The following is an 11,748-nucleotide window of genomic DNA, read 5'->3' on the forward strand; positions in this document are numbered from 1 at the left end:
ACTGGGAGCGCCCCGGAGGGCGGGCCGGGGGACACGTCCCCACCGGCACCGCCCTCCGGGCCACCTCGCCGCCCGCCCCGTCAGGGGAACTCGCCGTGGCGGGCGACGTCCACGTCCGGCTAGCCGGCGTACGTCTCGAACTCGGCGACCTTCGGAGCCCCGGTCGAACCGGTGATCTCGAACGTGATCTTGCGGAGCGAGGTCGTGGGGAACTGGATCACACCCGCCCCGCTGCCCGAGGTCAGGACGGCACCGGTGTCGCCGTTCACGACCCTCCACGAACCGATCTTGCCGGAAGAACCCGCCACCTCGCGGATGTTGACCTTCGAGACGGCCGTGGCGGAGCCCCACTTGACCGACACGGCGCCCGTCGAACCGGCGGGCGACCAGTAGGTGTTCAGGTCACCGTCCCGCACGTTGCCGTAGCTCGTGCCACTGGCCTTGCTGGTGCCGTCGGCGCCGGCGCCGAGACTGAGGTTGGTGCCGCTGGGCTGGGTCGGGTCGGTGGGGTCCGGCGTCGGGTCGGTCGGGTCCGGCGTCGGGTCCGTGGGGTCCGGCGTCGGGTCCGGCGTCTGCGGCGAGCAGCTGCCGTCCGACACCTGGAGCCCCTTGTTCGCGCCGGCCGTGCGGGTCACCACGTCCGGCACGCAGTTCGCGGCGTCGAGGGTGAAGGAGTACGGGATGGTGACGCTGGTGTTGGACTTCGGGTTCGGGCCGGCGGGGTTGTTCTCGCTGCCGGGCGCGGACCAGGTCACGTTGTCGAAGATGTTGCCGTTGACCTGCCAGTATCCGGCCGCGTCGGTGTAGAACGTGCCCAGGACGTCCTTGGAGTCCTTGAAGTAGTTGTTGTCCACCCGGGCGCGCGCCCCGGCCCGGGAGTTGATGCCCGACTCGTTGAGCTTGACGTAGTAGTTGTTGTAGATGTGCGCGATGCCGCCGCGGAGCAGGGGTGCGCGGGAGTCGATGTTCTCGTACAGGTTGTGGTGGTACGTGATGAAGCCGTTGGAGAGCTCGGTCTCGCTCGACCCGATGAGGCCGCCCCGGCCGGAGTTGCGCAGGGTGCTGTAGGAGAGGGTCACGTACTGGGTGTTGTCCTTCATGTCGAAGAGGCCGTCGAAGCCCTCCGACTCCCCGCCCGACGCCTCGAGTGTCGTGTGGTCGACCCACACGTTGCGGACGTCGCTCTCCATGCCGATCGCGTCACCCCCGTTGGAGGTGGGCGAACCGGACTTCTTGACGTTCCGGACGGTCACGTTCTGGATGATGATGTTGCTGGACTGCCGGATGTGGATGCCCAGCTGGTCGAAGACCGCCCCGCTGCCCACGCCCACGATCGTCACGTTGCTGATCTGCTTGAGCTCGATCACGCCGGCCGCGGTGTTGCAGCTGCTCCCCGACACCTTGGCGGTGTTGCCGTGGTTGATGGTGCCCTCGACCTGGATGGTGATCGGGGTGCTGCTGCTGGCCCGGCCGCAGAGGGCCGCGTGAATGGCGGTCCCCGTGGTGGCCCGCACCGTCTGCCCGCCGGCACCACCGGTGGTGCCACCGTTCTGGGTGGCGTAACCGGTGGCGCCCCCGGTGGCCGCCGACGCCTGAGGCATCGTCAGAACCGCCCCGGTCGCGGCGGCCAGAGCCATCGTGGCCAGTCCCGCATAGAGTCGCCGAGCGACTGGTCGTCCCATGTCTGTCTCCCTGTTCGTCTTCACATGCTGGGGATCACCCGATGCATGGCATGGCCATGACAGGTTAATGACAGGCCGTCGGGCCACCCTTTCCATGAAGGACGGATCCCGGTCGGCCCGGTTGGCGGTGCTCTTCACTTCGATCAGGCCGGCCGTTCGCGGCGGCCCCGGACTGCGCGTGCGCGGGCTCCGGCCGCGGGGTCACCGCGGTCGCGCTCCGGCCGCACCGCCGGAGCGGCGGCCACTGCGACGGGGGGCCGCACAGCCACCCACCGCGACGAGCCTTCGACACTGAACAACCTGGTGGGACCCCGCGCCGGATCGGTGGCGGCTCATGCGTCAAGTCGCTTTCGGCTACTGCGACTTCACTGCACCGGTACGGGGGCCCACTGGGAGAGAAAGCGCTTTCTGGTGGTGAGAATAGAGCCGTGCGCGCCGGGCTGGCAAGGCTCTGGACGCGCACAGACCGAGCGGGTTCACCCCTGCCGCGGAATGCGCTCCCGTCCGGCGCGGCCGGGGCGGCACGATCGAGGTTCGGCGGGGGCGTGAGCGCTCGGGAGGGGGCCCCCGCCGCTCGCGTGTGAGCGGCGTCGCGTCTCGGAGGTCGGCCGCCGCACCGGATAGGTCGGAGCTGTCCGCACACGTGGTGGTGGACCTTCCGGCCCGGGGCCCTTCCACGCGGGCGCCCGGAAGGCGCCGCCCGCAGCCGCCGTGCAGGAGCGGGACGCGCGGCATGGACCATCCCCGGCGGACCGGACCGGCCCGGAGCGGATCAGCTCATCGTGGAGCGGATCGGATCACTGCATAGCGGATCGGCTCATCGTGGAGTGGACCGGCTTATCGCGGAGTGGACCGGATCACTGCAGGGCGGACCGGACGATCTCCCCGAACGCGGGTGTGCGGTCGAGTTCCGCCCGGATCTCCGCCAGGCTCTGCCCTGCCAGCGCCTCGCGCCAGGCCCGGTCGGCTCGGCCCATGGCGGAGTTCACCGCGCAGGCTCCCGTGGGGGCGGGAGCGAGCTCACCGATCCGGCCCTGGCACCGGATCTCCGTGCACCGGAAGAGCCGGTTGTCCCCCTCGATGGCCTCGACGACGTCGAGGAGCGTGATGGCCTCGAGGGGACGGGCCAACCGGAACCCGCCCCGCGGGCCCGGCGTGGAGGTCAGCAGACCTGCCTTCACGAGCTGCTGCAACTGCTTGTTGAGGTAGGCGGCCGGCAGCCCGTGCGCGTCCGCGAGCCGGCCGCTGCCCACCGGGCCACCTCCGACGACCGCCAGGTTCAGCAGTGTGTGGATGGCCCACTCGACGCCGTTGCTCGTTCGCATGATGCCGACATTGTATGTCCGGACAGGCCCCTCACCGGGTCGGCGGAGGACGTCCGCCAGGACGGCCACCGCCCGTAGGCGGCCCGGCCGGACGCCCTTGCCCTACGGGCCCGCCCGTCGGCCGGCACGAGCGCGGCACGGCCCGGGGCGCCTCGCGAGGTGGCCGGCCTGGCCCTCACAGGGCCGCGGGCCCTCGCTCGCCCGTCCGGACCGTACGGACTCCCGGCGGGCAGCCCCCCTGCCCCTTGCCGTCGCCGATCTCTCCGGCGCGGGCGGATCGGACCACCGCGTCGAGGACCGCTTCCGCGTCCGCGTCCTAGACGAGGGCCTCCGGACAGACCTGAGGCGCCGGATCCACCCGCTGTTAGGCGCCCCGGTAAACCTCGGTGTGCCCGCGCCGGTGCCCGTACCCCCTGGCTTCCGTGACCGTCAGCCCGTCCACACCGCGATCCCGCGGTACGGTCATCGCCTCGCGAGATCCCGCGGTACGGTCTTCGCCTCGTCGAGGCGGTGCGGCTTCACGACGGCGGTGACGAGCCTCACGGGGTGCTGCTCCTGTCCTGGAGATGAAGAGCGGGCCTGCCCGGGGACTGCGCGGCCGCGTGTCCCAGGCCGCCGTGATCGTAGGCGCTCTCCGCGTGCACCGTCTGGTCCAGGCCCGTGAGTTCCTCGTCCTCGGATGCCCGCACGCCCATGAGCCGGTCGATCGCCTTGCCGATCCCGTAGGTCACCAGGAAGGTGTACGCGGCGACGGCGAGTACGGCGACCGCCTGCCGCGCGAGCTGGCCCGCTCCGCCTCCGTAGAGGAGCCCCTCCGCGCCGCCGGTCATGGTGGCCGTGGCGAACAGCCCGACGAGCAGCGTGCCGACGACGCCTCCCACGAAGTGCACCCCGACCACGTCCAGGGAGTCGTCGTAGTCGAACCGGAACTTCCACGCGACCGCGTACGAGCAGACGACACCGGCGACGAGTCCGACGACCACGGCACCGAGGACGCCGACCGTTCCGCACGCCGGTGTGATCGCCACCAGTCCCGCGACCGCGCCGGACGCCGCGCCGAAGGTGGTCGGATGGCCGTCCCGTTTCTGCTCGACGAAGAGCCAGCCCAGCAGGCCCGTGCATCCGGCGACCAGGGTGTTGAGGACCGAGGCGGCGGCCAGTCCGTTGGCGCCGAGAGCCGATCCGCCGTTGAAGCCCAGCCAGCCGAACCACAGCAGGCCGGCGCCGAGCACCACCATCGGCAGGTTGTGCGGGCGCATGGCGTCCTTCTTGAAGCCGATGCGGGGGCCCGCCACCAGGGCCAGGGCGAGGCCAGAGGCTCCGCAGGTGATCTCCACGACGAGCCCTCCGGCGAAGTCCAGGGCTCCGAGCGAGTCGGCGATCCACCCGCCCGGCCCCCACACCCAGTGGGCGACGGGAACGTATACGAGCAGCGTCCAGACGGGCACGAGGACGAGCCACGCCGCGAACTTCATCCGGTCCGCGATCGCCCCGCTGATCAGCGCCGCGGTCAGGATGGCGAAGGTCAGCTGGAAGGTGGTGAACAGCAGGGTCGGGACGCTGCCGGTGAGGTCGCCGGGGCCGACGCCGGCCAGACCCACGTGGCCGAGCCCGCCGATGAGCCCGGCGAAGGTGTCGTCGGTGAAGGCGAGCGAGTAGCCGGCCGCCAGCCAGACGACGGTGACCAGGGCGATCGAGACGAAGCTCATCATCAGCATGTTCAGGACGCTCTTCGTACGGACCATGCCGCCGTAGAACAGGGCCAGTCCCGGTGTCATCAGCAGGACCAGGGCGGTGGCGGCGAGGAGCCATGCGGTGTCGCCTGAGTCGAGGCGGGTCGAGGCCAGGGTCACGGGGGTCAAGAGAGAGGTCCCTCCTCGGAGCGGCGCGGGGGTCCGGCCCGAAGAGGGTTGCGGGTGTGCGTTTCACGGAGGACGCCGTCGCGTTTCCGGGATGTTTCATTGCGTGAAGGTGGCGGAAACCTCACCGGACGGGGATCCGCGTCCTCCGCCGCTCCGCCCCGGTCAGGTGGACGGAGTGGCGGAGTCCCGCGCCACCGGGGTGACGGCTACGGCGTCACCCTGTCGCCGCCGAAGGTCACGACGAGGGAGCCGTTCTCGGCGAAGGACCAGTCCATCGCACCCGCGTAGGCGGGGCAGGCCGATCCGTTCGAACCGGTCCAGAACTGGTTGGAGCTGTCCGCGTCCCCCACGGTCTTGTCGTTCGACCCGTCGCCGCTGCGGCAGGAGACGTTGTCCCGGAACACCGAAGTGCCCTTGTCGAACGAGAAGTTGCGCTCGGCGTTGTCAACGCTGACATTGTCCGACACGGTCATGGAGCCGGGGTTGCTGTTGTAGGTGAACCCGTGGTGACCGTTGTCGTAGGCGATGTTGCGCCGCACGATGTGGTTGACCTTGATGCCGTCGCCGCCGAGCTTGTAGCCGTTGCGGTCACCGTCGGAGTTCACGGTGCCGTCGGAGAGGGTGCCGTTCCCGTAGGAGAGGGAGTCCTCGATGGTCACCGGGCCGATCGGACCGGTCTCCGTCTTCGTGTACAGGTCCCAGCCGTCGTCGATGTTGTTGTGGGACACGGTGTAGCGGAAGACGTTTCCGGGGCCCGAGGTGAGCTTGGAGGCGAACCCGTCGGCGTCCTCGCCGTCCGAGTCGGCGTTGTCGTGGGACTCGGAGCTCAGGACGAGGTTGCGGGCCGGCCATTCGCCCTTCGGGGTGTCGGAGGCGATACGGGAGATCTGCAGGCCCGAATCGTGGTTGAAGCGTGTGACGACCCGCTCGATCACGTTGTCGCTGCCGCCGACGAAGATCCCGTTGTCGCCGGCGTGCTCGACGACGATGCCTTTGACGTGCCAGTAGTCCCCGTTCACCGCCAGCCCTCGGTTGGCCGGGTCCTCCGCCATGCCGGAGAAGTCGAGGACCGGGGTCTCCCCCGGGTAGGCGGACAGCGTCGTACGGGCGCTCGCCGTACCGTCGTTGCCCGGCGGGATGGTGACCGTCGCGGACTGCGAGTACGTCCCACCGCGGAGCCGGATCGCCCCACCGGGCGCGACACGGGCGATCGCGGAGGCCAGCGTCGTGGGGTCGGACTCGGTTCCCGTCGCGTCGTCGCTTCCGTCCGGAGCCACGTACAGGGCAGCGGCGGCCGGCGCGGGGCTGACCGCTGCGACGTCCGCGGCTCCGTGGGGGGTGGGCGCGGCCTGAGCCACGGGCCCGGACAGCGTGATGAGCGAACCGGCCAGCAGGCCGGCACATGCGATGACGGGGTTGATCTTCTGCATAGTTCGTCTCCAGGTCGGGTTGATCCGTCCGGCCGGTGGGGCGGAGGGCGAATGCGGTGACCGGCCGGTTGTCCGGCTCCGTCCGGGTGGGGCGCGGCCGGGGCGGTGCGCCGGCACCGGCGCAGGGGGCGTCCTTCCTGACACGGCAGTCGGTGACGCGGCCACCCACTCGCCGTCCGCGCGAACGCGGACCGAGCGGCTGCATACCCGGCCACCTGAGGGGCAAGCGCTTTCTACCGGACGACAAGGACAGTAGGTCGCATGACGTGAGCACGTCAATGGACACGTACATGATTCTTGTTCAGCAGTTTGAACGTTTACGTGTGGCCGACGCCATCAGCCGTGACACCGCTCCCGGTCTCCGGGACACCGCCACCGGCGCGCCGGCCGGCGCGGGCCACCGGGTCGCGGCGAGGCCCGGGGCGAAGCCCGATTCCCGGGCCGCGAACGGCGAACCGTGAGGCAACGCTGTACAGCAGCCGGTGACGGACGGCCGCATCACGCACGCACGAGGAGGCTCTCCCCCACGCGCATGAGCCCCGTCGAGATGGCTCGTGGGCCACTCGGAGGATTCTGACTCACCGCGCGTACGCGAGGCTCCGGGTCCACCGGGTCGCCGAGGGGAACCGGCCCGTCGAAGAGGTGGCGGTCCTGTCACTCACCCGTACCCGTCACACGGCGCGTCGGCTCCAGAGGCTCCTGGGCTTCATGGGTGAGCCCTGAGTGCACGTCCTGGGACTCGCCACCGTGTTGCAGCAGGATCGATCCGGGAGGGACTGACGGCCACGCCCGCCCGACGGCCCGGCGCAGCCCGGGAGGCACCGCCCGGCCCGGACCCGCGGGTGACTTCGACTCATCGGCGCCGCGCCGGGCGCGGATCGAACTCCGGGTACGGGCGGAACTCGTGCTCGCGCGCGTGGGATCCGTACGGAATCTCTCCCGTCCCGTCACTGCCCGAAAATATCCAGCGAAGTACGCACGACACGTCCCACCCAAGGAGGAAAGGATGACGGAAAGGGAAACTCCGGTCACCCGAAACGCACCGGGGATCAGGCAGCAAGAAGGGCAGTCCGACGGGGCTTGCAATTCGGGCGCCCACGCCATCGGCGTGGCCCTTTTTCAGGGCGTGTGCCCCTCCCGAGCGAGAACCGGCGCACAGGGTGCCACGGAGCCCCCCGCACCGCGCCACCGATGAAACACGTACGGAAAACGTATGCAGCTGGGGCCCGCCCCCCGAAGGGTGCGGGCCCCAGCTGCATGATGTGCCTAGGCGTCAGGCCGGAACGATGTTCTCGGCCGTCGGGCCCTTCTGGCCCTGCGCGATGTCGAAGGTCACCTTCTGGCCTTCGAGCAGCTCACGGAAGCCCTGGGCGGCGATGTTCGAGTAGTGGGCGAACACGTCCGGGCCGCCACCGTCCTGCTCGATGAAGCCGAAGCCCTTTTCCGCGTTGAACCACTTCACGGTACCAGCAGCCATGTCATATCTCCTTAGGGGCAGTACACCGGAATCCGCACCGTGCGGACACCGTGTCGCCGCGATGATTACCCCGCCCGGAAATGACCGGTCATACAAAAGCGACCCCACCGGCAGGGAGCCGGATCGGGTCACTAGAAGTTCGGGAACCACAACTGCAACTGAGAAAGACACTAGCACGCAGAAACGGCCAACGCCCGCTACGCAATTCTGCCTTACTCATCACAGCAGGAACCCTCACCACGCGGCCCGTGGAACCCTCATTCCGCGGGCACAGATATTGATTTACCGGCGAGTGCTCTCCACAAGGCCCGCCCACTGCGACCGGCCCACCGCCCAGGTGGAACGGGCGGCTGCCGCCCACGGCGCGGCCGCGCCGCGGGCGTGCCGGCAGGCGCCCGCGAAGACGCGCTTCGGCGCGGCCGCGCTGCCCGTGCTCGCCGATGAGGACACCGGCCGCTCCCGTGTCGAGGTCGGCCGAGAAGCGGCGCAGCGTCGCTTCCGGCACGAGCGGCCGGTCCCCGTCGGCGGCCACCGGCCTCCGGGCGGCCCGCCGGGGCCGCGCCCGGAGGAAGCGGCACGTCGTGGCCCAGGTGCGCGGTCGCACCTGCCTGTGCGTGCACGCCGTCCCGAGGACGCGGAAGCCGGGCAGGCAGCTCGCCGAGGCCCTCGGCCGGAGCTGACCTCCCCGCGCCGTGCACCGGCCTTCTTCATTGGCGGCGCCGGAACTCGGGTCCCACGGGAGGTCGGCCGCTGACGTCGGCCACCAACTCGCCACAAAGGTCGCGAGTTGATGTTGCGGTGCTGGGAGGCCGAGCGCAGGACGCCGAACGCCTCGTCAGCGGTGCAGCGGTGCTCGCCCATGACGATGCCGAGCGCCTGGTCGATGACGCCGCGCGACCGCATGGCGGTCTCCATCTGGCCGGCGGACTCCTGGGTGTCACTGATCCGCTGCGCCAGGGCGATACCGCCGGTGGCCTGTGCGGCCAGGGTGCGCAGGGCCGCGAGGTGGTCGGCGTCGGCGAAGGCGTCGGGCGAGGCGGCATAGAGGTTGAGAGCGCCGGCGGTGTGGGTTCGGGCGGCGATCGGCAGGGAGAGGGAGCAGCGGATACCGCAGGACACGGCGTACGACGGATAGTCGCCCCACCGGGCCTCGTGCAGCATCTCGCGGACGGTGATCTCCTCGCCGCCGCGCAGAGCCCGCAGGCAGGGGCCGTCGTCCTGGCCGTACTGCTTCTCGTCCGGCTTCGGCCCCGCCCGTCCTGCGCTGACCACCGTGATGGGCCGGCCGTCCCGTTCCAGCGTCACCCCGACCCCTTCGCAGGGGGCCGGTTCGAGAGCCGCGTCGGCCAGCGTCTGGAGGAAGTGCTCCAAGGACTCGGTGTCCAGCAGCCACTGGGTGACGCGACCGCTGTCGTACGGGCCCTCGGCACTCATGCGGTGTCCCTTCGCAGTGACCTGGGTCAGCGCCCCGGTCAGGAGTGGGTCGATCGCCGTGCCACCAGGGCCGACGGACTCCGGATCCGAAGGGGACATCTCCGGTGCGGGCCACCGGCCGGCACCCGTTGGTGACCGAGCGGCATGGCCCCCGGACTTCCACGCTACTCCCCCGCGTCCGCCGCCCCTGCGGCTGCTCACGCGGAGGCGTGGGTGCCGGGGCACTGTCCATCCCGGCAGGACGGTGACGTAGTCGTGCGCCACGCCGGTCGTGGCGGGCAGGAGGGACCTTCGTCCAGCCGGGTTCGCGCCGGTCGAAAGTCCGGTAGGCGTCGAGCGCGTCCCCGGTTCCGGCCCAGCGAGTTGATCAGCGGCGTGGGGTGGCCCCCGGCAGCCTGCGGACGCGACGGCCTCCTCGCTTCCCTGGGCTGACGCCCGGCGGGTGACCGGGCGGACAACGGGAGGGGGCGACGTTTCGACCGTACCCGCACGGTTACCCGTGAACAGTCGCATCCCCGCGCGTCCCCCGGGCACGGTCCGGACGCCGGGGACAGTGGTGCATCGACGGGATCGGGAACGGAGTCTGCATGGCCAGCACGAAGGTGTCCGACTACATCCTCCAGCGGCTGCGGGAGTGGGATGTCGACCATGTCTTCGCCTATGCGGGCGACGGCATCAACGGTCTGCTGGCGGCCTGGGGGCGGGCGGACAACAAGCCGAAGTTCGTCCAGGCCCGCCATGAGGAGATGGCCGCTCTCCAAGCCGTCGGCTACGCGAAGTTCTCCGGCAAGGTCGGCGTGTGCGCGGCCACCTCCGGACCCGGCGCCATCCACCTGCTGAACGGGCTCTACGACGCCAAGCTGGACCACGTACCCGTCGTCGCGCTGGTGGGCCAGACCAACCGCAGTGCCATGGGCGGTTCCTACCAGCAGGAAGTGGATCTCGCCAGTCTCTACAAGGACGTCGCCTCCGACTTCTGCGAGACGGCGACGGTGCCCGAGCAACTGCCGAACCTGATCGACCGCGCCTTCCGCACCGCCTACGCCAAACGCACCGTCACCGCGATCATCCTGCCCGGCGACGTGCAGGAGCTGGACTACAGCCCGCCCACCCACGCCTTCAAGATGGTGCCCTCCAGCCTCGGACTGGGGCGGTACGCGCCGGTGCCGTCCGAGGAGGACGTCCAGCGGGCCGCGGAGGTGCTGAACGCGGGTGAGAGGGTCGCGGTCCTCATCGGGCAGGGCGCGCGCGGCGCGCGGGCGGAGGTCGAGCGGCTCGCGGACGTGCTCGGCGCGGGTGTGGCCAAGGCCCTGCTCGGCAAGGACGTCCTGCCGGACGACCTGCCCTACGTGACCGGCTCCATCGGGCTGCTGGGCACCCGGCCGTCGTACGAGCTGATGCAGGAGTGCGACACCCTGCTGATGATCGGCTCCAGCTTCCCGTACACGCAGTTCATGCCGGACCTCGACCAGGCGCGGGCCGTGCAGATCGACATCGACCCGCACATGATCGGGCTGCGCTACCCCTTCGAGGTCAACCTCGTCGGCGACTCCCGCGAGACGCTGCGCAGGCTGCTGCCCCAGCTGCACCGCAAGCAGGACCGGGCGTGGCGGCAGAAGGTCGAGAAGAACGTCGCCCGCTGGTGGGAGGTCATGCAGCGCCGTGCCGCCGTCAGCGCCGATCCCGTCAATCCGGAGTACGTCGTCCACGCCCTGGACGGCAAGCTGCCCGACGACGCGATCCTGAGCGCCGACTCCGGCTCGGCCGCCAACTGGTACGCCCGTCACCTGCGGCTGCGTGGCCGGATGCGCGGCTCCCTGTCCGGCACGCTGGCCACCATGGGTCCCGGGGTGCCGTACGCGATCGGCGCGAAGTTCGCCCATCCCGACCGGCCCGCCATCGCCCTGGTCGGGGACGGCGCGATGCAGATGAACGGCATGATGGAGATGGTCACCGCCGCGAAGTACTACCGCGAGTGGTCCGATCCGCGGCTGATCGTGGCCGTGCTGAACAACGGCGACCTCAACCAGGTCACCTGGGAGATGCGCGCCATGTCCGGCGCCCCCCAGTTCGAGGAGTCCCAGCACATCCCCGACCTGCCCTACGCGGAGATCGCCCAGCACCTCGGCCTGGACGGTGTGCGGGTGGAGAAGCCCAAGCAGGTGGAGGCCGCCTGGGACCGGGCCCTCGCCGCCGACCGGCCGTTCGTCATCGACTTCCGCACCGACCCGGCCGTGCCACCGATCCCGCCGCACGCCTCGCTCGACCAGATCGAGGCCGCGGCCACCGCCATCCTCAAGGGCGACAGCGACCGCGGCTCCGTGGTGAAGCAGGGCCTCAAGGCCAAGGTGCAGGAAATGCTGCCCGGCAGCCGCCACCGCGACGACCGCCCCGGTGCCGGATCGCACGACAGCAGCGAAGAGAACAAGTGACCCAGCCGGCGCGGGGCCGGATCGGGGCCGGACCCGACCCGACCCCCCCCCCGGGCGGCGTGCGGCAGGGGACCGGTACCGGCACCCCACCGGGAGCCCCGGCCGC

Annotated in this window: 8 protein-coding genes and 1 pseudogene; 2 read left to right on the forward strand and 7 right to left on the reverse strand. The window is 70.7% G+C overall.

Annotation, left to right across the window (positions count from 1 at the left end; translation table 11 throughout):
* Positions 1 to 119: 119 nt before the first annotated feature.
* From ABZ371_RS20970 to ABZ371_RS20990, 5 genes and pseudogenes are all read right to left on the reverse strand, one after another.
* The gene (locus ABZ371_RS20970) at positions 120 to 1,682 is read right to left on the reverse strand and encodes a polysaccharide lyase family 1 protein (RefSeq protein WP_358681788.1); all 1,563 of its coding nucleotides are present in this window, start codon (positions 1,680 to 1,682) and stop codon (positions 120 to 122) included.
* A gap of 857 nt (positions 1,683 to 2,539) precedes the next feature.
* Positions 2,540 to 3,007, reverse strand: coding sequence for an Rrf2 family transcriptional regulator (locus ABZ371_RS20975; RefSeq protein ID WP_358681790.1), 468 nt, complete (start codon positions 3,005 to 3,007; stop codon positions 2,540 to 2,542).
* Positions 3,008 to 3,182: 175 nt separating this feature from the next.
* Positions 3,183 to 3,550: pseudogene (locus tag ABZ371_RS20980) on the reverse strand (P-II family nitrogen regulator).
* On the reverse strand, positions 3,547 to 4,869 hold the full coding sequence (locus ABZ371_RS20985; RefSeq protein ID WP_358681793.1) for an ammonium transporter: 1,323 nt from the start codon (positions 4,867 to 4,869) through the stop codon (positions 3,547 to 3,549). The pseudogene ABZ371_RS20980 and the gene ABZ371_RS20985 overlap by 4 nt, the downstream one beginning before the upstream one ends.
* Before the next feature lie 206 nt (positions 4,870 to 5,075).
* Positions 5,076 to 6,299, reverse strand: a complete 1,224-nt coding sequence (locus tag ABZ371_RS20990) for a right-handed parallel beta-helix repeat-containing protein (protein ID WP_358681796.1) — start codon at positions 6,297 to 6,299, stop codon at positions 5,076 to 5,078.
* A gap of 290 nt (positions 6,300 to 6,589) precedes the next feature.
* On the opposite strand from ABZ371_RS20990, the gene ABZ371_RS20995 reads away from it, so the two are divergent.
* Positions 6,590 to 6,760 carry a hypothetical protein gene (locus tag ABZ371_RS20995; protein WP_358681799.1) on the forward strand — a complete coding sequence of 57 codons (171 nt, stop codon included), beginning with the start codon at positions 6,590 to 6,592 and terminating at the stop codon, positions 6,758 to 6,760.
* Between the two features lie 812 nt (positions 6,761 to 7,572).
* Here the strand turns inward: ABZ371_RS20995 and ABZ371_RS21000 are convergent.
* Entirely contained in the window at positions 7,573 to 7,776 is a 204-nt protein-coding gene (locus ABZ371_RS21000; RefSeq protein ID WP_045556499.1) for a cold-shock protein, read from the reverse strand.
* Between the two features lie 282 nt (positions 7,777 to 8,058).
* Entirely contained in the window at positions 8,059 to 9,210 is a 1,152-nt protein-coding gene (locus ABZ371_RS21005; RefSeq protein ID WP_358681802.1) for a GAF and ANTAR domain-containing protein, read from the reverse strand.
* Positions 9,211 to 9,797: 587 nt separating this feature from the next.
* Here ABZ371_RS21005 and ABZ371_RS21010 point away from each other — a divergent pair.
* Entirely contained in the window at positions 9,798 to 11,642 is a 1,845-nt protein-coding gene (locus ABZ371_RS21010; RefSeq protein WP_358681804.1) for a thiamine pyrophosphate-requiring protein, read from the forward strand.
* Positions 11,643 to 11,748 lie beyond the last annotated feature (106 nt).

The organism is Streptomyces sp. NPDC005899, assembly GCF_040629645.1.
GTDB lineage: Bacteria > Actinomycetota > Actinomycetes > Streptomycetales > Streptomycetaceae > Streptomyces.